This is a genomic window from Nocardia carnea, assembly GCF_029868855.1.
Taxonomy (GTDB): Bacteria; Actinomycetota; Actinomycetes; order Mycobacteriales; family Mycobacteriaceae; genus Nocardia; species Nocardia carnea_A.
In genome coordinates, this window is sequence record NZ_JARWOV010000314.1 from 48798 (window position 1) to 70321 (window position 21524).

At 66.9% G+C, this 21524-nt stretch carries 22 protein-coding genes; 11 read left to right on the forward strand and 11 right to left on the reverse strand.

Translation table 11 applies throughout. The annotated features are described in order from the left end of the window. Positions 1 to 65: 65 nt before the first annotated feature. Both QH195_RS32615 and QH195_RS32620 read right to left on the reverse strand, forming a co-directional pair. Entirely contained in the window at positions 66 to 1292 is a 1227-nt protein-coding gene (locus tag QH195_RS32615; RefSeq protein WP_280421691.1) for a cytochrome P450, read from the reverse strand. A gap of 33 nt (positions 1293 to 1325) precedes the next feature. Further along, positions 1326 to 1523 (reverse strand): ferredoxin, encoded by a 198-nt coding sequence (locus tag QH195_RS32620; protein WP_280438222.1) that lies wholly within the window; start codon positions 1521 to 1523, stop codon positions 1326 to 1328. A gap of 577 nt (positions 1524 to 2100) precedes the next feature. Here QH195_RS32620 and QH195_RS32625 point away from each other — a divergent pair. After that, the gene (locus tag QH195_RS32625) at positions 2101 to 5316 is read left to right on the forward strand and encodes a BTAD domain-containing putative transcriptional regulator (protein ID WP_280438223.1); all 3216 of its coding nucleotides are present in this window, start codon (positions 2101 to 2103) and stop codon (positions 5314 to 5316) included. Positions 5317 to 5332: 16 nt separating this feature from the next. Here the strand turns inward: QH195_RS32625 and QH195_RS32630 are convergent, their stop codons facing one another. Then, the gene (locus QH195_RS32630) at positions 5333 to 6094 is read right to left on the reverse strand and encodes an ABC transporter permease (RefSeq protein ID WP_280421688.1); all 762 of its coding nucleotides are present in this window, start codon (positions 6092 to 6094) and stop codon (positions 5333 to 5335) included. Beyond that, on the reverse strand, positions 6091 to 7035 hold the full coding sequence (locus tag QH195_RS32635; protein ID WP_280438224.1) for an ATP-binding cassette domain-containing protein: 945 nt from the start codon (positions 7033 to 7035) through the stop codon (positions 6091 to 6093). The genes QH195_RS32630 and QH195_RS32635 overlap by 4 nt, the downstream gene beginning before the upstream one ends. A gap of 183 nt (positions 7036 to 7218) precedes the next feature. Here QH195_RS32635 and QH195_RS32640 point away from each other — a divergent pair, with 183 nt between their 5' ends. Together QH195_RS32640 and QH195_RS32645 are read left to right on the forward strand one after the other, a co-directional pair. Beyond that, positions 7219 to 7815 (forward strand): NADPH-dependent FMN reductase, encoded by a 597-nt coding sequence (locus QH195_RS32640; RefSeq protein WP_280438225.1) that lies wholly within the window; start codon positions 7219 to 7221, stop codon positions 7813 to 7815. 8 nt (positions 7816 to 7823) lie between these two features. Beyond that, positions 7824 to 9269: a DHA2 family efflux MFS transporter permease subunit gene (locus tag QH195_RS32645; protein ID WP_280438226.1), complete on the forward strand. Its 1446-nt coding sequence runs from the start codon at positions 7824 to 7826 to the stop codon at positions 9267 to 9269. 72 nt (positions 9270 to 9341) lie between these two features. On the opposite strand, the gene QH195_RS32650 is transcribed toward QH195_RS32645, so the two are convergent. Next, a complete protein-coding gene (locus QH195_RS32650) occupies positions 9342 to 9614 on the reverse strand; it encodes a Txe/YoeB family addiction module toxin (protein ID WP_280438227.1) in 273 nt (90 codons plus the stop codon). Continuing rightward, positions 9614 to 9877, reverse strand: coding sequence for a type II toxin-antitoxin system Phd/YefM family antitoxin (locus QH195_RS32655; RefSeq protein ID WP_280438228.1), 264 nt, complete (start codon positions 9875 to 9877; stop codon positions 9614 to 9616). Before QH195_RS32655 ends, QH195_RS32650 begins: the two co-directional genes overlap by 1 nt. Positions 9878 to 10057: 180 nt before the next feature. Here QH195_RS32655 and QH195_RS32660 point away from each other — a divergent pair, with 180 nt between their 5' ends. The 3 genes from QH195_RS32660 to QH195_RS32670 are packed head-to-tail and all read left to right on the forward strand — an operon-like array spanning position 10058 to position 12043. Then, complete coding sequence (locus tag QH195_RS32660; RefSeq protein ID WP_280438229.1) at positions 10058 to 10879, forward strand: SH3-like domain-containing protein; 822 nt, start codon at positions 10058 to 10060, stop codon at positions 10877 to 10879. 29 nt (positions 10880 to 10908) lie between these two features. Continuing rightward, positions 10909 to 11631 (forward strand): thiocyanate hydrolase subunit gamma, encoded by a 723-nt coding sequence (gene scnC / locus QH195_RS32665; protein ID WP_280438230.1) that lies wholly within the window; start codon positions 10909 to 10911, stop codon positions 11629 to 11631. 25 nt (positions 11632 to 11656) lie between these two features. Then, the gene (locus tag QH195_RS32670; protein WP_280438238.1) at positions 11657 to 12043 is read left to right on the forward strand and encodes a thiocyanate hydrolase; all 387 of its coding nucleotides are present in this window, start codon (positions 11657 to 11659) and stop codon (positions 12041 to 12043) included. 158 nt (positions 12044 to 12201) lie between these two features. Here QH195_RS32670 and QH195_RS32675 read toward each other — a convergent pair whose 3' ends face one another. The 4 genes from QH195_RS32675 to QH195_RS32695 form a co-directional block, all read right to left on the reverse strand. Further along, on the reverse strand, positions 12202 to 13296 hold the full coding sequence (locus tag QH195_RS32675; RefSeq protein WP_280438231.1) for a CapA family protein: 1095 nt from the start codon (positions 13294 to 13296) through the stop codon (positions 12202 to 12204). Between the two features lie 262 nt (positions 13297 to 13558). After that, positions 13559 to 14626 (reverse strand): TIGR03086 family metal-binding protein, encoded by a 1068-nt coding sequence (locus QH195_RS35125; protein ID WP_348536819.1) that lies wholly within the window; start codon positions 14624 to 14626, stop codon positions 13559 to 13561. After that, positions 14623 to 14994, reverse strand: coding sequence for an ArsR/SmtB family transcription factor (locus QH195_RS32690; RefSeq protein WP_280421678.1), 372 nt, complete (start codon positions 14992 to 14994; stop codon positions 14623 to 14625). The genes QH195_RS35125 and QH195_RS32690 overlap by 4 nt, the downstream gene beginning before the upstream one ends. Before the next feature lie 201 nt (positions 14995 to 15195). Then, positions 15196 to 16194: a helix-turn-helix transcriptional regulator gene (locus QH195_RS32695; RefSeq protein ID WP_280438232.1), complete on the reverse strand. Its 999-nt coding sequence runs from the start codon at positions 16192 to 16194 to the stop codon at positions 15196 to 15198. Positions 16195 to 16307: 113 nt separating this feature from the next. On the opposite strand from QH195_RS32695, the gene QH195_RS32700 reads away from it, so the two are divergent. The 3 genes from QH195_RS32700 to QH195_RS32710 all read left to right on the forward strand — a co-directional run bounded on the left by QH195_RS32700 (position 16308) and on the right by QH195_RS32710 (position 18934). After that, positions 16308 to 16775, forward strand: coding sequence for a VOC family protein (locus QH195_RS32700; protein ID WP_280438233.1), 468 nt, complete (start codon positions 16308 to 16310; stop codon positions 16773 to 16775). A gap of 526 nt (positions 16776 to 17301) precedes the next feature. After that, positions 17302 to 18240, forward strand: coding sequence for a hypothetical protein (locus tag QH195_RS32705; protein ID WP_280438234.1), 939 nt, complete (start codon positions 17302 to 17304; stop codon positions 18238 to 18240). 118 nt (positions 18241 to 18358) lie between these two features. After that, the gene (locus QH195_RS32710; protein WP_280421730.1) at positions 18359 to 18934 is read left to right on the forward strand and encodes a dihydrofolate reductase family protein; all 576 of its coding nucleotides are present in this window, start codon (positions 18359 to 18361) and stop codon (positions 18932 to 18934) included. Here QH195_RS32710 and QH195_RS32715 read toward each other — a convergent pair. Next, a complete protein-coding gene (locus tag QH195_RS32715) occupies positions 18916 to 19626 on the reverse strand; it encodes a helix-turn-helix domain-containing protein (protein ID WP_280438235.1) in 711 nt (236 codons plus the stop codon). The two genes, QH195_RS32710 and QH195_RS32715, sit on opposite strands and share 19 nt — an antisense overlap. A gap of 260 nt (positions 19627 to 19886) precedes the next feature. Here QH195_RS32715 and QH195_RS32720 point away from each other — a divergent pair, with 260 nt between their 5' ends. Together QH195_RS32720 and QH195_RS32725 are read left to right on the forward strand one after the other, a co-directional pair. Next, positions 19887 to 21098 (forward strand): YncE family protein, encoded by a 1212-nt coding sequence (locus QH195_RS32720; RefSeq protein WP_280438236.1) that lies wholly within the window; start codon positions 19887 to 19889, stop codon positions 21096 to 21098. Between the two features lie 94 nt (positions 21099 to 21192). Beyond that, a complete protein-coding gene (locus QH195_RS32725; protein WP_280421672.1) occupies positions 21193 to 21423 on the forward strand; it encodes a hypothetical protein in 231 nt (76 codons plus the stop codon). Positions 21424 to 21524: the final 101 nt, after the last annotated feature.

A 21524-nucleotide genomic window follows, 5' to 3' on the forward strand; every position in this document is an offset into this window, starting at 1 on the left:
ATGACGGGCTGCGGGCCGGAACTGCATTGCTGCGGAGCCGGAATTTCCGGTCTCGGCCGGCGGGACTAACGAGACGTTTCGGTCCAGGTGACCGGCAGTTCGTGGACCCCATAGATATTCATGTCGGTCCGCAGTTTCACTTCGCCGGCGGGGACGGCGAGGGCGAGGGTCGGGAAGCGGCTGATCAGCGCCGCGAAACCGGCGCGCATCTCGACCCGGGCGAGTTGCTGACCCAGGCACTGGTGCACGCCGTGGCCGAAGGAGACCAGTCCGCGGGCCGTGCGGTGGATATCGAGGGCGTCGGGTTCGGTGAAACGCAGCGGGTCCCGATTGGCTGCCAGCAGCGAGACCACAACCGTCGAGCCCGCGGGAATCGTTTCGCCGCCGAGCTCGAGATCCTCGGTGGCGTAACGGTAGAAGATATCGGCGACCGCCAGATAACGCAGGAGTTCCTCGACTGCACCGGGGACCAGCTCGGGGTCGGCGCGCAGTTCGGCCAGCTGATCGGGGTGTTCGAGCAGCGCGAATGTCCCGAGCGCCAGCATGTTGGCGGTGGTTTCGTGGCCGGCGAGCAGCAGCAGGAACGAGATCCCGGTCAGTTCCTCGATGCTGAGGTCCTCGTCGCGGGCCAGGTCGGAGAGGATATCGTCACCGGGTTCCGCTCGTTTGCCGGTGACCAGTTCGCCCAGGTACGCCATCATCGCGCCGTAGGCGGCCATCTTCTCCTCGATCGGCTGTTCCCGGAGCATGAACTTGGCGGAGTTGGACTGGAAGCTCGCCCGGTCGGCATAGGGAACGCCGAGCATTTCGCAGATCACCAGGGACGGCAGCGGTAGCGCGAACTCCGCGACCAGGTCGATCGGCGGGGTCAGGTTCGCCATCTCGTCCAGCTGCCGCTCGGCGATTTCGATGATGTGCTCCTCGAGCTGCTTCATCCGTTTGACGGTGAAGGCGCTGATGAGCTTGCGGCGCAGCCTGGTGTGGTCCGGTGGATCCATCGCGATGAACATGCCCGGGATCTGCGGGGACGGTTCGGTCTGGACGGGCATATCGGGGTCGGCGTCCAGCGCGTGCAGCACGCCGAGGTCCTGGCGGGAACTGAACCGGGTATCGGCGAGCACCTGCCGGACGGCGTCGTAGCCGGTGACCAGCCAGCCCTCGTGCCCGTCGGGGAAGATCAGCGGGCTGACCGGGCGCTTCTCGCGCAGCTCGGTGATCTCGCGGGGCGGGTCGAAGGGGCCGGCGTTGCGTTCGGTGGGCAGGCCGTGCGGTACGGGGACTGTGCGGGTCATCGGATTCTCCTGTGTCGGGTGTGGATACCGGGGTCAGTGGCCGAGAAGGGCTATCGCCCCGGCTGGGCACATCTGGACGGCCGCACGGACGTCCGGCCCCTGGTCGGTCGTGGGTGCGGTGGTCAACGCGATCACGCGGCCGTCCGTGTCGTCCTGATCGAAAACTCCGGGGGCGGTCAGTACGCACATCCCGGCGCCGATGCAGCGCTCGCGATCGACCCGGATTTCCATCGGTGCGTCTCCGCTCCGGTGCGAGTTCGCCCCTGGTTCGGAAGGTGCCGTGCTGTTCATGTGAGTACTGTCGCGGTCCCGCCTGATACCGCCCTGACATCCACCTGACACGCCCACTGACAGCCCGTCCGGCCCCCCGGCCGCGCTCGCCGGAACCGAAGCAACCCGAGCCCATCGCGGCACGCCCCCAGCTCTCACCCTCTGCGATTCACCCCCCTGGGTGGGGCCCGCCCCTGGTCTGGAGCGACGGAGCGGGGGAGCGAAGCGGAGGAGCGGAGGAGTGAAGACCAGGGGTCACGAGGGCCCCACCCTCGAGCCGCGGAGCGGCTCCGAAATTACAGCCCGCCCCTTCACGGAAGGTCTACCTGCATCCCCGCATGCGCCCGTAGCCCGTAGCCCCAACCGCCGAACCCTCTCCCGAGGCGCACGCATACGCAAGCAGCCGAGGCCGGACGCACATCCGGAGCCGACGAAGAATCGAGTGGGCAACCCGATACCGGCCGGCGCAGCAGGAAGGGCAGGGCTGGTCTGCCGGGCAGCATGATCGCTCGCGGCCCCGCCCAGGCAGAATAGCCGGGTGCATATCGTGTTGCTGGGACCGCTCGAGATCCGGACAGCGGACGGCGGGTCGGTAGAGGTTCCAGGTGCCCGGTTGCGTGCGTTGTTGATCGCGCTCGCGCTCGAACCCGGGCGGGTGGTGCCGAAAACGACGTTGGTCGACTGGATCTGGGGTGAACAACCCCCCGCCGACGCATCCAATGCCCTGCAAGCGCTGGTTTCGCGCCTGCGTAAGGCGCTCCCCGAGGGGGCCCTCGAGGGTGAGGCGGGTGGTTACCGGCTGCTGGTGGACCCCGGCGCTGTCGATGCTGTCCGGTTCGAACAGCTTCTCGACCGGGCGCGCGGGAGCGGCGAGGCACACCGTGCCGAATTGCTGCGCGAGGCACTCGACCTGTGGCGGGGAGCGCCGATGCAGGGCATCGAGGTGCGGGACAGCGAGGCTGTCGATGCCGTGATCACCCGGTTCGAGGGTCTGCATTCCGCCGCCCTCGAAGATCTGTACGAAGCGGAGATCAACCTCGGTCTCGGCGCGCAGTTGGTGCCCGAACTGACCGAGCTGGTGGCCCGGAACCCGGTGCGGGAGCGGCTGGTCGCCGCGTTGATGCGCGCGCTCGGCGCCGCCGGGCGTGGTTCCGAGGCGCTGGTCGTCTACCAGAACGCCCGCGAAGCTCTGGCCGATACGCTGGGCGTGGACCCTTCACCGGAGCTCTCCGCGCTGCACGTCGCGCTGCTGCGCGGCGAAGTGGGTGTGCAGCAGACGGCCGAGCGCCGGACGAACCTGCGGGCCGAGCTGACCGAATACGTCGGCAAATTCGCCGATATCGCCGCCGTCCGCGACCTCATCGCCGGTCATCGCCTCACCACGTTGACCGGGCCCGGCGGCTCCGGGAAAACGAGGCTCGCCGTGGAAACAGCGCAGACCCTGCTCGAGGATCTCCCGGACGGCGCGTGGCTGGTGGAACTGGCCTCGGTCGGTACGAGTGGTGATGTGGCACAGTCGGCACTCGCCGCGATCGGACTCCGCGATGCGCTGCTCGGCAATGCCCTGAACACCGAACCGGTGGACCGGCTGATCGCGGCGGTCCGTGACCGCGAAACCCTGTTGATCCTGGACAACTGCGAGCACGTGATCGAATCCGTGGCCGCGTTCGCGCATCGGGTGCTCGGCGAGTGCCCGCGGTTGCGGATCCTGGCGACCAGCCGCGAACCGCTGGGTATCACCGGTGAGGCGTTGTGGCAGGTCGAGCCGCTGGCTCTGCCCGCCGCGGATGCCGCCCCCGAGGCGATCGAATCCTCCCCGGCCGTGCGGTTGCTGCGGGATCGGGCCCACGCGGTGCGTAAGGATCTCACGGCCGATCCCCGCACCCTCGCGACCATGGCCCGCGTATGCCGGGCGCTGGACGGGATACCGCTGGCGATCGAACTGGCTGCCGCGCGGCTGCGCACCATCTCGCTGGACCAGCTCGCCGAACGCCTCGACGACCGGTTCCGGTTGCTCACCGGCGGGAGTCGCACCGCGATCCCGCAGCATCGGACACTGCGCGCGGTGGTCGACTGGAGCTGGGAGCTGCTCACCGAGGCCGAACGAACGGTGTTGCGCCGGCTCGCGGTATTCGCCGGAGGCGCGAGTCTGGAAGCGGCCGAGCAGATCTGTGCGGATTTCGGCGCCGGGCAGGAGGTGGTGGTCGAACAGTTCGAGGTGCTCGATCTGCTCACCACGCTGACCGAGAAATCACTTCTGCTCACTGCGGAACGCGGCGTGCGCGGCGACACAGCCGGCACCGGCCGGGACGTGCCGAGCGGCGCGGGTCAGCGCCAGCCGCGCTTCCGGATGCTCGATACGATCCGGCAATACGCGCAGGAGCGGCTCGTGGCGGCGGGGGAAGCCGAATCGGCGCGCCGGGCGCATCTCGCCTACTTCACCGGCCTCGCCGATACCGCGGAACCGCACCTGCGACGTGCCGAGCAACTGGAATGGCTCGCTGTACTGGAGGCCGAGCACGACAATATTTCGGCCGCGATACGCACCGCGCTCGCGGCGGGTGATGCCACCGGGGCGCTCCGGCTCGCCGCGGCCGCCGGTTGGTACTGGTGGCTCGGCGGACACAAAGCCGAAGGTCAGGAGCTGCTCACGGCGGTCGCCGACGAACCCGCCGATATCGACGACGCGACCCGCGCGCTGGTTTACGGGCTGGTCACGCATTTCATGAGCTCCGGCCGCAATGACGCGGTCCAAGTGGGGGAGTGGATTCGCAAGGCCCACCGGTTCAGCCGCGGTGTCCGGGCCGGTCATCCCACACTCGCGTTCATCGATGCGCTGGATGCGATGTTGCGGGGGCCGGAGGCATTGCCGACCGCTTTCGAACCGCTGCTCACCGATGACGACCCCTGGGTGCGGGCACTGTCCCGGTTGCAGATGGGCAAAATGCGGATCGTGGTCGGGCAGGACGGGCCGGATGTGGACGCCTATCTGGAAGGGGCGCTCGCCGAGTTCCGGGCACTGGGGGAACGGTGGGGGATCTCGTTCGCGCTCACCGAGCTGGCGAACCGGCGCGCCACTCGCGGCGAATTCGCCTCGGCCTGCGAACTCTACGAAGAGGGGATCGCCGTCGTCTCCGAGATCGGTTCGGCGGAGGATATCGTGGCGCTGCTGTCGCGTCAGGCCCAGCTGTACTGGCTGGCAGGCGATCCCGAGGCGAGCGCGGCCGCCGTGGCCGAGGCGCAGCGTCGCGCGGATCGAGTGGCCTGGCCGTTCGCGCTGGCCGAACTGGCCCTGGCGAGAGCGGAGCTGGCCCGTTGGCAGGGCGATCCCGAGCAGGCCCTCGAACAGATCGATACCGCGACGACCGTATCGGGCGGCGAAGCCGAGATGCCGCAGTTCGCGGCGGCCGTACACACCCTGCGCGGCTACCTCGGCACCGATGTCGAGCAGGCGCGGAAACATCATGCCGCGGCCTTCCGGGCGGCGACCGAGGCCGGCCATTCGCTGCTGGTCGCCCAGGTGCTCGTCGGGATCGCGGATCTGGCGCTGCGGGCCGGCCACGAGGCCGATGCCGCGCGACTGCTCGGAGTGAGCGCGGCGGTCCACGGGGTGCCCGACCGTTCTCAGCCCGACGCGGCCCGGGTCGAGCGGACAGCACGAGATCGCCTCGGTGAAGCGGAGTTCACCGAGGCGATGCGGGAGGGCGCGACAGCGGATTGGCGGGAACTGGCCGCCGCCGTGCTCGCTCGTTGACGGGGCCCTGCGGCTGTCAGGCGCGCTTGTTGAATGTGGCCCGGGACCATAGGTATCCGACGGCGGCGAACCCGGCGCACCAGGCGAGCGCCGCGGCGGTATGGCCACCGGAGGGATTGCCGGCCAGGAATCCACGCAGCGATTCGATGATGGGTGTGAACGGCTGATATTGCGCGAACTGCCGTACCCCCTGACCCATCTTCTCCGCCGGTACGATCGCGGTGCTCACGAACGGCAGCATGATCAACGGCACCACGCCCATCCCCGCGGATTCCGGGGTCTTGGCCGCCATACCCAGCGCGACCGTGAGCCAGGAGGCCGCGAACGAGGTGGCCGCGATGATACCGAGCGCGCCGAACCAGTCGAGTCCGCTGGCGGGCGGCCGGAACCCCAGCGCGAACGCCATGGCGAAAATCGCCACGATGGCCACCGCGTTGGTGAGGATGGTGGCCACGACGTGGCCGGTCAGGACGGCACTGCGGGAGACGTCCATGACCTTGAACCTGTTGATGATGCCCTTCGACATATCCGAGCTCACCGCGACCGCGGTGCCCGACAATCCGTAGCTGACGGCCAGCAGCAGCATGCCCGGTGTCGCGTAGTCGATGTAGTCGCCGCCGACGTCGAATGCGCTGCCGAACACGTAGACGAAGATCAGCATCATCACCACCGGCATGAAGGCGGCGTTGAACACGGTCACCGGGTTGCGGGTGATGTGTTTGAAGTTGCGGCGCAGCATGATCGACGAATCGGCCAGTGGTGCGGTGATGGTGCTCATTGCGCGGTGACCTCCGTGGTCGAATGGCCGGTGAGGGAGAGGAAGACATCGTCGAGATCGGGGGTGTGCACGGTTATCTCGGCGGCCTCGAGTGCGGCCGCGTCGAGCCGGTCCAGGACGTGGCGCAGTGATTTCGAACCGCCGTCACCCGGTACCCGCAGGGTGAGTGTCTCGTCGTCGCGGGTGGAACCGGGCAGCGCCCGAACCGCCGTATCCAGGTCGTCGATATGGTCGAATCGCAGCCGGATATAGCTGCCGGGTACTCGGCGCTTGAGTTCGTCGGGGGTGCCCTCGGCGACGATCCGGCCCTGGTCGAGCACGGCGATCCGGTCGGCCAGCTGATCGGCTTCTTCGAGGTACTGGGTGGTGAGGAAGATCGTCACGCCCTCGTCGGTCAGATCTCGCACGATCTCCCACATGGTGCGCCGGCTGCGTGGATCCAGCCCCGTGGTCGGTTCGTCCAGGAAAACGATTTCCGGCTTGGTGACCAGCGTCATCGCCAGGTCCAGCTTCCGTCGCATACCCCCGGAATAGGTCGCTGCTCGTTTCCGGGCCGCGTCTGCCAGGCCGAACCGCTCCAGCAGGCCGGTGACGACCCGTTTGCGGGCGTCGCCCCGCAGCCGGTGGATATCGGCCATCAGTTCCAGGTTCTCCGCGCCGGTCAGCAGGTCGTCCACCGCGGCGAATTGGCCGGTCACCCCGATCGCCGCCCGGACCGCCCGGGTCTCGGTGGTGATGTCGTGACCTGCCACCTGCGCTGTTCCGCCGTCGGCCCGCAACAGGGTGGTGAGGACGTTGACGGTGGTGGTCTTTCCCGCGCCGTTGGGGCCGAGCAGGGAGAAAATCGTGCCGGTACCGATGTTCAGGTCGATACCGTCGAGGACGGTTTTGTCCCCGTACGCCTTCCGCAGCCCCGAGGCCGCGATTGCTGAACTACTCATGGGACACACAGTCGCCGGATGGACTGATACGGGCCTGATGCCGGGCTGATATGCCCGCTGACACGGGCGATGCTCCGGTCGTCAGGAGGTTTTGCGCCAGCACTTGACCTCAACATTAGTTGAGGAAGCAAGGTGGTCTGCGGGCGGTCGATGGAGCCGCCGGACGCAGTAGGGGAGAGACCGATGACGACGAAATCGACCGCCACCGCCACCATCACGCCACCGTTGCGGCTGACCGTGGTGATCGGCAGTAGCCGGCAGGGCCGCTTCGCCCCGACCGTGGCCGACTGGTTCCGCGAGCACGCGACCGCGCGACCCGACCTCACGGTCGGCGTCGTCGACGTGGGCGAACTGGACCTGCCGCACACCTTCGGCACCCCCGCTCCTGGAGCCGCCGAGACCCGGGCCGCGCTCGCCGAGGCGGATGCCTTCGTCATCGTCACGCCCGAGTACAACCACAGCTATCCGGCCGCGCTGAAGAACCTGATCGACACGCATGGACGAGAGTGGCAGGCCAAACCCGTGGGTTTCGTCAGCTACGGCGGGATATCGGGTGGTCTGCGGGCGGTCGAACACCTGCGCGGCGTTTTCGCCGAACTCCACGCGGTCACCGTGCGCGACACCGTCAGCTTCCACAATCCGTGGCACAACGGTGACGCGCAGGACGACCCGTTCGCGACCGAAGCTGCCGATACCGCCGCGAAAACGCTGCTGGATCAGCTGATCTGGTGGGGCGAAGCCCTACGTGCGGCGCGTGCCACCCGGCCCTACGGGCAGTGAGGGTCGTGATGCCGAACAGTGTGACGAAAGCCGAGACCCGGCCCGCGGCCCGCAACCCGATGACGGTGGCCTTGGTCCTGGTGGTCGGGTCGATCATGGCCACCCTCGACCAAACCATCGTCAATGTGGCGATCAACCGGCTCTCCGCCGAATTCGCGGCACCGCTGGCCACCATCCAGTGGGTGTCGACCGGATACGCGCTCGCGGTCGCCGGGGTGGTCCCCGTAGCCGCGTGGGCGATGGGCAGATTCGGGGCGAAACACCTGTACCTGGTGGCCGTCACGATATTCGCGATCGGTTCGCTACTGGCCGGCGCGGCCTGGAATATCGAATCGCTGATCGCCTTTCGGGTGCTGCAAGGTCTCGGCGGTGGGTTGCTCATGCCGGTGGGCATGACCGTGCTGCTGCGCGCGGCGAGCCCGGAGCGGCTGGGTCGCGCGATGAGCACGATGGGACTGGCGATACTGGTGGGTCCGCTCGCGGGCCCGGTGCTCGGCGGTTACCTCATCGACGAGATGTCCTGGCGGTGGATGTTCTTCGTGAACGTTCCGGTCGCCGCGGTGGTGCTGTTCCTCGCCCTGCGGGTTTTCCCGATCGACGATCCGCAACCGCGGCGGCGGATCGACGCGGTCGGTGTCGCGCTCATGTCGCCCGGACTGGCTCTGCTGATCTACGGGGTCACCGCCGCGGGTGAACACGGTGGTCTTCCGCTCGGCCAGGTCGTGGTGCCGCTGGTGCTCGGCGCGATCCTGGTGACGGCCTTCGTGCACCGCGGATTCACTGCCCCGGAGCCGCTGCTGGATCTGCGGATCCTGCGCCGCCGCGAGGTCGGGGCCGCCGCCGCGCTGCTCGGTTTGTTCGCGGCGGGCTATTTCGGCGCGATGCTGCTGCAGCCCCTGTACTTCCAGGTGGTGCGCGGTGAATCCGCCCTGATAGCAGGGGCGCTCGGTATCCCGTTCGCACTGGCCTCCGGAATCACCATGCAGATCGCGGGCCGGCTCATCGACCGGTTCCCGCCGGGTCGTTACCTGCCGGTCTCGATCGCGGTCGGGATAGCGGGTTTCCTGCTCTTCCGCGCCCAGCTGGACACCGATTCGTCGTACTGGGGGCTCTGTGCGGCCATGCTCCTGATGGGCGCCGGCGGTGGCGGCACGATGATGCCCGCCATCACCACCGCGACCCGGGCCTTGACGCCCGAGCAGCAGGCCGGTGGCAGTACAACCGTGAACTTGATCAGCACGACGGCCATGGCGATCGGCACCGCGGTGGTCGCGGTGGTGCTCTCCGCCCTGCTGCCGATCACCGGCGGTCTGCAGGCGCTGCACGGTCTGGATCCCGCCACGCATGTGACCCTGGCACCCGCTCTGGCCGAGGCGTTCCAGGACGTCTACCTGATCGCGCCGACCCTCATGGCTCTCGCCGTGATACCCGCCCTGTTACTACCGCGCCGGTGAACCCGTTCGCCCGGTACGCCGGTTCCGCAGCGCCGCGTATCGAGGCACTGGATCCGTCGGCGGTCCCGATAGTCAGCCTTCGTAGTGGGAGCCCACCTGAACCACCACGATTTCGGTATCGGTGACGAAGTAGATCAGTCGATGTTCCTGAGTGATCCTTCGGGACCAGTGCCCAGCGAGCTGATGCCGCAGCGGTTCGGGTTTGCCGATTCCCGCGAATGGATCGCGCAGGGCCGCGTCGATAATCTTGTTCGCGCCTCTCAGCACGGACCTGTCGGTGGCGAGCCAGCTCGTATACGACTTCCAGCCTTGTGCTGTGAACGTGAGTTTCCGATCGGCGGACATCACTCGTCGTCCGGGTCGAGCAGCGGATGGGCTTCGGTTCGGCCGGCGCGCGCGTCCTCGGCGGACTGGAGCAACCGCATACCGCCGTGGGTGCGCAGCACGTACAGGGTTTCCATCAGCGAGTTGTAGTCGCTCTCGGCCATGAGGACGGCGTTTTCGCCGCTCTTGGAGACGACAGTGACGGTGTCGTGGTCGTCGTTGACCTGCTGAACCAGTCCGAAGAGGTTCTGGCGGACAGTAGAGATCGGTAGCGCTTTGGCCATTTCGACATCCTCTCGAGGTCGTACGACTTATTGTACGACAAGCTCGGCGGGTGGCGGCTATGACCGGGGCGAGGCCCTCTGTTCCAGGAGGGCGGCAGACTTGATGGATTCGAAACCCGAAAAGCCGGGCTGCCCCGTTTAAGGTTGATACCTGCCTACCTACTCCAGGAGATGGTGAGCATGGCAAATTCGGTCATGAACGACTACGTCAGCCAGCTACGGGTGGCGTTACACCAGCTCAGCGATTGGCCTTACCCCGATCAGATAGATCACGAGCTTTTCCGGGCATTCATGAAGAACCCGCACGATGTGGGCGGCGAACCCGATGCACCGGCGGTGTTCGAGGAGAAGCAGGAGGAGATCTGGGAACTCAATACGTTCATCACCTGCGAAGTGCTCGGCTGGCGCGGTATTTGGACGTCCGAGGAACGCCGGAGAATAGGGAACGTCGATATCGGGCGTATGCAGTATCTCGGTTTTCCGTATTACGGGCGCTGGGTGCTCGCCATTGCCCGCTGCCTCATCGAAAAACGCCATATCACGCTGCGTGAACTGCTCGAACGAACCGAGGAAGTGCGGGAGCGTTGCGCCGGCCGCACCGGCCCGCTGGAAGCCGCGCCCCGCAGCGTCGGGGAAGGTGCCGAGGTCGTCCGGAACCTCCATCACCAGGACGCCGTCGGGCACGGTGATCCCCAGTGTTTTGCCGGTCGGGCGGAGCCACCCCGATTCGCTGTCGGTGATCGGGTGCTGGTTCGTGAATTTCCGACACTGTTCTACACGCGCACCCAGGAATACCTGCGCGGTAAACCGGGCACGATTGTCAAGGTCTCGTACGAGAGCCCGATACCGGAGGACGAGGCCTTCGACCGCGAGGACCGCCGGCCGGAATGGTTCTACATCGTTCGTTTCGCCATGAACGATCTGTGGGACCCGTACCGGGGATGCGCAGACGACACTTTGCAAGCCGAAATATCGGAGCCCTGGCTCCGGGCGATCTCGTAGACCGGGTCACACCTCGACGAGAGGACACGATGAGCGGGATATCGAACGAAGACGAGGACGATACGGCTCCTCGGCACGCCGCGCCGATGGTCGAGGAGGTCACCGATTTCGAGGTCCTCGAAATCGCGCTCCGTGAGCTCGCGATCGAAAAGGGATTGTTCACCGCCGAAGATCACCGCCGGTACACCGAGTATTTCGAGCAACTCGGGCCCGCGCCGGGCGCCCGGTTCGTCGCCAAGGCGTGGTCCGATCCCGACTTCAAGCAGCTTGCCCTGGAAGACGCCGTTACCGCGTGCCATGAAGTCGGCATCGATTGGCTGAAACCGACCGGATTCGGGACGCCGAGCGATTTCACCGCGCTGCACATACTCGAGGACACACCGACACTGCATCACGTGGTCTGTTGCAGCCTGTGCTCCTGTTATCCACGTCCGCTGCTCGGGAATTCACCCGAGTGGTATCGCACGCCGAACTACCGCCGCCGGCTCGTCCGCTGGCCACGTCAGGTCCTCGCCGAATTCGGCCTCTACCTCACCGAAGATATCCAGATCCGGGTCGAGGACTCCAATTCCAAGCACCGGTTCATGGTGCTTCCGGTGCAGCCGGACGGCACGCAGGGATGGAACGAGGAGCAGCTCACGCAGATCGTGACGCGTGACTGCCTGATCGGTGTCGCGCTGCCCAAGCCCGGAAGAACCACGGATGTGGTCCGGCCGGTACATGCCGCGGTCCACCCCGCACAGGATTATTGACCGGCCGAAGGGACAATAGATGCCGATGAACCAGGATGTCACGCGAACCAGAGTGCAGCTGCTGGAACAGTTGATCGCCCGGGGGCAGGTGTGGCCGCGAATGGCCGCTGAATACGGTGTCGAGAACCCTTCGCCCCCGTGGAAAACGAGTCTGGACGGAGTATGCGACGCACTCGACCGGGAAGGAACCGCGCTGCCGCTGCTCACCCGGCGTGACGAGGAGGATCGCCTCACCGGACAGGTGTATCAGGCGCTGCCGTTCCCGGAGAATCAGCTCGTCGCACTGGCACATTCGCTGATCGCCCGGAAAGTCATCGACGAAACCGAGCTGGCCCGGCGTATGGAGACGGTCCGGGCCCGGCTCGAAATGGACGGCGCCGATGGTGACAACAACCGATTCGAGACGGGGTAGCCGCCGCCGATACCGCCACCTGGCTCGGGACAAGTGGACCGGACACCGAGATGGGAAATCAACAGCGAGGGCCGAACGGTGTCGGTCGGCCGTATCCGCTGTGCCGGAGGCTCTTGTGGCCGAGAACTGAGGCCCGTGTCGGTGCGTACTCGGACGGGCTACCGGTATGCCCTCAGCAGGCCGTCGGGGCCGGTATCGATCCGCGTGCCGAACCGGCTGCTGATATCGCCGAGCCTGGTTTGCAGCCACCGGACATCGGCCGGTCCGGCCCGCTCGAGTCGCATATGCCTGATGCGCAGCGGCAGCATGCGCACTTCGGCGGGTCCGCCGAGAACGAGGGTGACCAGGTACAGCAGCCGCAGCTCGGGCCGGTAGGACTCGTGTCCGCCGATACCCTCGTAGTCGTCGACGACATCGCCACACCCGTACAGGATCGGCCTGCCCCGGTAGATTTCGATCGCGCGAGGGTGGTGCGCCGAGTGGCCGTGCACGATATCGGTGCCGGTGTCGATCAGCCGGTGGGCGAACTCGCGCTCGCTCAGGCCGGTGCCACAGCCCCAGTTGGGACCCCAGTGCACCGACACGATCGTATGGTCACCGCTGCGGCGGACAGGTGCGAACCGGGCCGTCACCTCGTCGGCGTGCCGGGCGGAAGGATGGTCGATCAGCCAGACGCCCGGGCGGTCGCCGCGTGCTGCCCAGCTCGACGGAACGCCGCTGGACAGTGTCGATATCGACGCGATCAGCACACGGTGATCCCCGCTGACCGGCACCTCGCCCGGTCGTTGTGCGGCAGCGAGGTTCATGCCCGCGCCGAGGGCGCGGATACCCGCGCGGGACAGCGCCTCGAGGGTGTCGGTCAGGCCGCGGATACCGAAATCGAGGGAATGGTTGTTGCTCAATGCGCAGGCGTCGGGCCGGAGTGCGGTGAGCGCCGCAAGGTTGCCCGGGTGCATGCGATAGTGGACGCCTTTACCGGCCGCGAAACTGCCGTCCGCGGTGATCGCGGTTTCCAGGTTCACCAGCCGCACGTCGGGCGCGAGTTCGTCGAGAATCCGGGTCACCTCACCCCAGGGCCCGGTGAACCCGTAGGGCCGCGGAATCGGCCCCGCGGCCTGCTCGGCCAGCTCGACATAGCGCCGGGCATCGCGCACACACGGCTCCCGCAGTACGGGGTGGCCGGGTCGTGGCAGGAGCTGATCCACGCCACGGCCGAGCATGACGTCACCACCGAGCAGGACCGTGACCGTCATGGCGGCACCGGATCCGGCGACATCGGTTCACCTGTCCGTACCGGCCCGGTCCGCCGGTCGAGCACCGGGGTTCATACCAAAAAGCTACCACCGGTCGCAGGCTGGATCGATACTGGTCAGCGTGGTTTCCGAGGCTCGGGCCGACCGGAGAACGCCCCCTGCGGGCTCGATTCGGCTGCCATCGTCCGCGGCGTACCGCCACCACCTCCACCGAGCGCGCGGGTACGGGATCGCGTGTACTCGGCAGTGTCGCCGCCCCGATTCACGACGCGGTGACGGGCGGGTGCCAGGCGGGATCCCGGCCGATGAAGGCCATCAGCTTGTCCTGGGCCGAAGCGTTCTCGCCGACCGGCACGGCCGGACCGTACTGCCCGCTCTCGCGCAGCATTCGATCCATCGGTGCCATACCCTCGAGAGCCGCGCGGCAGCGCTGCTCGTCCAGACCGGGTGCACGGCCGAGGGCCTTGGCCAGATCCCAGGTGTGCATCCAGATATCGGGTGTGTAGAAGGTGTCGATCGCCTGCTCCACCGGCTGTTCGCCGGTGTGCGGGTTGCTGTGCATCCGGTCGGCGGGGTTGTCGAGAATGGCCTGGATATCGGCGACATGCCGCTTCCACGCCGTCACCGGGTCGGCCTCGACATCCAGGGCGGGCAGCTCGATTCCGGCGCCGCCGAGGAACGCGCGCGACCACTCGACCAGATGCCGCACGATATCGAGTGCCGTCCATTCGGGGACCGGGCTGGGACGCGCCCAATCCTGGGGGGAGGCGGATTCCACGAGTGCGGTGAATCGAGCTGCGTCCGCGAAGTGCCGGGTCGCCGGACCTGCGACGGCGGGCGTTGCGGCCTTCTGTGCCAGCAGGTGGTCGAGTTTGTCGTAGCCGTCTCGCACGCCGGTGTCCATCCCGCTCGCCAGCATGCCGTCCCGCGTCTCGAAATCCGCGACGACGCTCAATGTCCGCAGCCGCGTGCGGCGCTCGCCGACTTTCTCGAAGGTCACCGTCTCCAGCGCGACCCCGTCCGGGTCGCCCGTGTAGGTGAACGTCCACACGATTCGTCCGGGCGGCCGCACTTCGTGAAAACTGCCGTAGAACGCAGCGATCTCCGCGCCGTCGCGTTCGCTGGCGAACGCCCACGAGCCGCCCGTGCGGGCGTCCCACCGGGTGATTTTCGTACTCATCGAACGCGGCCCGACCCATTGTGCGTAGAGGTGGGGGTCGATATGCGCACGGAACACCTGCGCGGGCTCCGCGTCGAATTCCCGGATGATCTCGATCGTGGGGACGTTCTCGTCCGCGACAATCCTGGTCTCGTACCCGGTTGTGGTCATGATGCCTCCTTCGGGGGAAATGTCTGCGGGTGTTCGTCGTCCTCGGCCATCTGGGCCAGCACCGCGTCGAGACGCCGGTAGCGCTGCTCCGCGGTGCGGCGATAACGTTCGATCCACTTCGTCATCAGCTCGAATACTTCGGCGTTCAGATGGACCGGCCGCCGCTGGGCATCTCTACTCCGCGTCACCAGCCCGGCATCCTCGAGGACTTTCACGTGCTTGGAAATCGCTTGGAGGCTTATCTCGTGGGGCTCGGCGAGTTCGCCCACCGTGGCGTCCGCTGCCGCCAGGCGGGCTACCAGTTCGCGGCGGGTGGGGTCGCCCAGAGCCGCGAAAACCCGGCTGAGCCGGTCGCCGGTTTCGTTCATCGTCGTCCTCAACTCTTTGGTTGATTACAAAGCTAGAGCGATTGCCGACGCTTGGTCAACCCTTCGGTTGAATAAACTCCACCGAATAGATCCGGGCGCCCGCTCGGTCGACCGAGATACCGTCGAAATCGTCTACCGCGGCTCCGGCCAACGGGAACCCGGCGCGGCGCAAACGACCCACGAACAGCTGCGTAGCGTGGATCAGCAGCGCCCGGTGTCAGCCGCGCGCTGCGCTCGACGGGCGAGATCGGCGAACGCGTCTCGTAGTTGTTGCGGTCCGACCACCTCGATCTCGGCGTCGAAGCGTGCCACTGTCGCGGCGAGTGCTGCCCAAGACCAGGACCCCGTGTGCAGTCTTGTCCGAGTGGGCTCGAGTTCTTCGACGACACCGTCGCCGGCGAAGGGAACCACCTGTGTGACAGGGAGTTCGACGATCAGTTCGCCGCGGCACGGCCACTCGTTTGCGTTCTCGGATCCCTTGAAGCGGGCGGCGAGGAATGCCGCGGTATCGCCACCCGGCAGCTGCCGAGGTGTGAACCGGGGTCCGTTGGGAATGCGCAGGGTTATCCGGTCGGCGCGGTAGATACGCCAGTCCACACGTTCCGGTGCCCATCCGATGAGATACCAGCGGCCGCGCCGGACGACGAGGTGGTGCGGTTGCACTCGGCGAGGTGGTGGTTCGGCGGTGTCCGGAGCCTGCCCCGGTGGGCGGTAGTCGAACCGCACCTCCTCCCGGGAACGGATCGCGGCACTCAGCGCGAGCAGGACATGGGTATCGGCCTGCGCTTCGTCTCCGGCCGGTTCGACCGCGCTGATCTCTATGGCGTCGACCCGCTGCCGCAAACGGGAAGGCAGTACCTGGCGGACGGTCGTCAGTGCCCGGGCCGCGGATTCCTCGATACCGGCGCCCGTCGCCGCCGCGTGGCGCAGTGCCACGGCGAGGGCGACCGCCTGCTCGTCGTCGAACAGCAGCGGCGGCAGTTCGCTGCCTGCTCCGAGTCGGTAGCCACCGTCCGGGCCCTTGACCGCAAGCACCGGATAACCGAGCTCACGCAGGCGATCGATATCGCGGCGCACCGTGCGTTCACTGACATTCAGCCGCTGGGCGAGCAGACCACCCGGCCAGTCCCGCCGGACCTGCAGCAGGGACAGCAGCGAGAGCAGTCGGCGTGAGGTTCCCGTCGATGAGGCGGTCGGCATATTCGAGAGAGTGCCACGAGTAGCGGACAATCCCTGGCCGGTACTACTGACAGGGTGGCTTCCGTCGCCGAGGGTCCTCGGCGCCGAAACCTTTGTGAAGGACGGAATCCACTATGTCGTTGAACGCTGTCGCCCACTTGAATTTCCACGGCCAGGCCCGGCCGGCGCTGGAGTTCTATCGGTCGGTGTTCGGCGGGCAGACCACCATCGCCACCTATGGCGACTTCGGGATGCCCGCCGAGCTGCCCGACGCAACCAAGGTGGTGTTCGGTCAGCTGGTCGCAGACAACGGCTTCCGGGTGATGGCCTATGACGTGCCCGGTGCGGCCGCCCCGGCCGCCCCGCCGGCTCCGACCACCCGGCGCGAAAACGGCACCACCGTCACCGAAGAACCCTTCTTCCTCTCCGTGCGGGGCGAGACCGTCGACGAGGTCGGCGCGCTCTGGGAACGCCTCGCCGACGGCGCGACGGTCATCGAGGAATACGGCCCGGCCCAGTGGGCGCCCGCCTTCGGGATGCTGACCGATCGTTTCGGCATCACCTGGGTCCTCGACGTTGCGGCCGAGTACGTCCAGTCCTGACCTGCGGTCCGGGGTGTGATCGGCTCCGGTCGCACCCCGGACACTGTGGCTCCGGATCCGGCCGGGGATATATCGACGTGTGCTCGGTCACGAAGGGTGAATGGAATGCGATACGTGGATCCGGTCACACGCATCTTCGGTTGCCTCGGTGCGTTCCGGCGCCGAAACCATGCGAAATACGCTTGTTGCCAGGGTGTTTCGGGAGCACGGATGGTTCGATGTCGAATTGCCTTGTCGCCAAGTTACCGAAAGGTATTGTGGCACAGCTCTCTTTATCCACCAAATGCCACTTGACCTGCGGGTGTGGTGTTCTAGGCTTAGGAAAGTCGATGAGCGGCAAGAGCTCATCGGGGATGCGATCGGATGCGATGTCGCACCCCTGAAATTCGCGCGGTAAGGCGAAACGGTGGACCACAGGGTCGAGACCAGGAATACGTCGGAATATTCAACCGAACCTCGGAACGGAAATATCGAGCGACGAAATTCGGAATTCCTACCCCCATGGAAGTTCTGGTCCATTTCGGCATTGAGTCTGCTCACCCTGGTGCTCCTGTTCCAGCCCTGGCTGACGGCCTCGGGTCCGCACGGTGACGTGCAATCGGATGCCTTCGGCAGGCTCGACGGCTCTGTTCCCGCCCTCCGCAATGTCGGCGAACGCCTGACCGAGGGTGTCGTTTCCATCAGCGGTTTATGGGGCATGCTGGCCGCCGCGGCCGCGGTGATCACGGTGGCCGCGGCGTGCTCGTACCGGTTCCTCGGCGTCGGATCGTCGGTGGTCGCCGTCGCCGGCACGGCCAATATCGTCCTGGTTCCGGTGACGTTGCTTTACCTCAACGGCAAAACCGCGGGCCTGCGCGAGATGACCGAGTACCACGACGAACTGAAAACCTCACTCGGTGATGTCCTGAGCACTCTGATCGGCGGGACGGGACCGACTGCCGATACGGCCCAAAGGGTGGCGACCGCCGCATTGACGAACCAGGCGCTGATCTGCGTTCTGATCGTGGTGCTGACCGCCGTACTCGCCCTCAGCGCGGGGAGCCTGACCCGACGCATCCCGGGGGATACCGGGGTGCGGGCGAACGGTCTGCGCCCCGACGAGGCCGACCGTGTGTGGATCGGCATTGCGGAGACGCGCCACGCAGACGATGCGGGCCTGGAAGAGCAGCTCGACCTCGTCCTGCACTACACCCGGCAACTGCCCGATGCGGTCCAGTACGTCTACGACGACGACCACGGCATCGGTCACCAGCGCCTCCTGGCCCGAGCCGAATCACCCCGTAAGGCCGACAGTCAATTCGGCCCGGTGCGCCGCGAACGGCAGACCACCCGGCGCCGTCGTCCCCGGCCGGCCAACCGGACACCTGCCGTGCCGCAGACCCCCACGGGCACCGCCGCTGCCGCGAAGCGCTCGGGCAGCAACTGCGGATCGCCGCGCTCGGCCCGGCCGGTCATCCCCGGGTGAATGACCGCCTCCGGGGCAGTCGACCGGTAGGTGGTGTCGGTTTCGTCCAAGACAGCGGCAACGGCTCTTCCTAGGCTGAGTGCAGCTCGAATCCGACGCCTACGTCCTGGAGGAATTGATGACACGCGAACTGGTCTACACGGGTTTCATGTCGCTGGACGGCGTCGTGGACTCGCCGGGTGGCACGGCCGAGGGGCATCGCAGCGGCGGCTGGGTGATGGATACCGAATTCGTGCCCGAGGCGTATTCGCTCAAGGCCGAGGAACTCGCCGATACGACCGCGTTGCTGTTCGGCCGCCGCAGCTACGAGGCGTTCGCCCCGGTCTGGCGCGATTCCGACGACCACGCCGCCTACAAGGACCTGCCCAAATATGTCGTCTCGGCCGGCCTGAGCGAAGATGCTCTGATCGACGGATGGGGTCCGACCACGATCCTGAGATCGGCGGATGATGTCGCGAAGCTGAAGCAGACCGACGGCGGCGCCATCTACATCCACGGCAGCGCCGAACTGGCCCGCCGCCTGTCGGACGCCGACCTGATCGACCGGTACAACCTGCTGGTGTTCCCCGTGCTGCTGGGTGCGGGTAAAAGCCTGTTCGCCCGGTCGGACCGCGATAAGCAGACACTGCGGTTGCGGGACTCGGCCACCTACTCCAACGGAGTGACCAAACTCGTCTACGAGGTCGCGCACTGACCGGGATCGAGCGCGAGCGCGCCACCGGTCCGGGTGCGCAACTCCTGAGCGGTCCGGCCGACGTACCGGCGTAGCGCGCGGGCGAGGTGAGGCTCGTCGTAGTACCCGAGTTTGCCGACGATATCGCCGGGCGTCTCGCCCGATGTCAGCAGGAGAGCGGCGGTGCGGGCGCGCTCGATCTGCCGGACGGCGCCCTGGGTGAGCCCCGTCGCCGCCCGGAACCGTCGTTCGAGAGTCCGCTCGGTGACTGCCGGCGGCGAACCCGCCAGCGCCGCCGTGACCAGGGGGTCGCGGATCACCACTTCCTCGCGGACGAGCCGGTCGACCAGCGCCTCGGCGTCGTCAGCCCGCGGGGTTTCCCGGTGGGCGCCATCCAGCCAGAAGGTCCGGCCGGTCACATCGGGTAGTGCGATACCGCCGTCGACCAGCGTCGGCGTCGCCGTCGCGCGCAGGGCGGTCCCCACCGCGAACTGGATGCCGACGAAGTCCGCGCCTTCGGGCACCGGCACGGTTCCGGTGCGGCTCTCCGGGCCGGTGATCGCCGCACAGCGGCGCCCCTCCTGCTCCCAGAACACCAGACCCCAGGTCTCGGTGGCCACCGATGTCATCTCCGAAACCTGCTCGGCCCGGCAGGTCCACACGGAATCCACCCACGGTGAATCCGATGCCCGTGTCTCGAACAGCAGTGCCACCCTGGAATCCTAAGCCGAGCGCTCTGCGGGCCGCCGCCCGCGCCTGCCACGAATCCCGGCGTGGGTCACGGTGAGTAGCCGGAGGATTGCCTTTTGGCGCGTCGCGGCCGCTCCACTAGTCTTCCGGATGCGGAAATCGTGCACGAACTGTTTGTCTCATATTGCGCTCGAGTGTTACCACCGATGTGCTCGAAGGAGACCGTGGCTCGAGGCATCTCCTTTTCGGCCTGGTGAACGCTCGGCAGGACGAAAGGACATCGGTGTCAGTGACCACCCTGCGGCGCGACCATTCGGTCCGGCTCACCGCGGCAGCCGCCGTTCTCATCGCGGTGACAGGCTGTTCCTCGGGTCAGGCAGTATCGACGGACGAATCCACCGGATCCCCGGCAACCTCCGCGAGCCCGCCACCGCCGCCGGAGCATATGGCGAACCTGCTGCCCGGTATGCCCGCTCCGCTGCGGTTCGACGATATCTACGCGGCCAACCGGGAATTGAGTCCGGCGGTCGCCGGCCATCGCGAACTGGTGTATGTGCCGAACAGCCGGTCCCATGATGTGTCGGTGATCGACCCCGCGACCTTCCAGGTGATCGACACCTTTCCGGCCGGTGGCGTGGAACCGCAGCATGTGGTGCCGTCCTACGACCTGCAAACCCTCTATGTCACCAATGATCTGCCGATCGGCGGCGGCAGTCTGCTGCCGATCGACCCGCGCACCGGTAGACCGGGTACGAGTTTCCCGGTGCGGGATCCGTACAACATGTATTACACCCCGGACGGCAAGTTCGCCCTCGTTGTCGCCGAAGCGGATAAATCGCTCGACTTCTACGATCCGGTGACCTGGGAGAAGAAACATGCCGTGCCGGTCCCGGACTGCGCCGGGGTCGATCATATGGATTTCACCGCCGACGGCCGGTTCGCCTTGGCCAGCTGTGAATTCGCCGGCCGGATGTCGGTTGTCGATATCGCCGGACGCACGCTGGTGCGCACCATCGATCTGCCGGGCGGCCGGCACGGGATGCCGCAGGACGTCAAGCTCTCCCCGGACGGCCGCACCTTCTTCGTCGCCGATATGCACGCCGGCGGTATCTACACCTTCGACGCACTCACCTTCGACAACACCGGGTTCATCCCGACCGGAGCCGGTACACACGGCCTGTATGTAACCCGCAATTCGAAACAGATGCTCATCACGAACCGTGACGAAGGCAGTATCTCGGTCTGGGACTTCGCTGCGAACGGGCTTGTGCACAAATGGTTCCTGCCCGGCGGCGGTAGCCCGGACATGGGCAATCTCTCCGCCGACGGCCGGACCTTCTGGGTATCCGGACGCAAACACGGCGAGGTCTATGCGATCGATATCATCGACTGGAAGTTATCGGCCCGTATTCCCGTCGGCCAAGGACCGCACGGCCTGACCGTGTGGCCGCAGCCGGGTCGCTACTCCACCGGGCACACCGGGGTCATGCGATAGGGATACGGCTTGCCCGACACGGGTCCGACCGAGTTGGATGGGGACGGGTCGGGAGGAATCCGCAACCGCGGAAAGATCAATGGGAGAAATTACGATGACACGTCTTCTGTCGAGCAGTATCGCCGTAGCAGCGATCGCGATCGGCACCGTAGCCGGTGCGGCGCAGGCGAGCGCCGGTACCGGGCTGCCGTTGCAGCCGGCCACCGAGGTGACCGCTCCGTCCGCCGATTCGGTACAGCTGCCGATCGCGCCGGGCTCCTCGGCCAACGAAGCGGCGGGGATGGCGCAGCTGGCGCAGATGCTGTCGACCATGTCCGCTGCCTGACCGCAGCGGGTGACTGCTCCGGCCCCCGGGGCCCCCGCCCCCAGCGGGGCCGGGGGACCCCGGCCCCACGGGGCGGGGGGGGGGCCGAGGGATAAACGCCG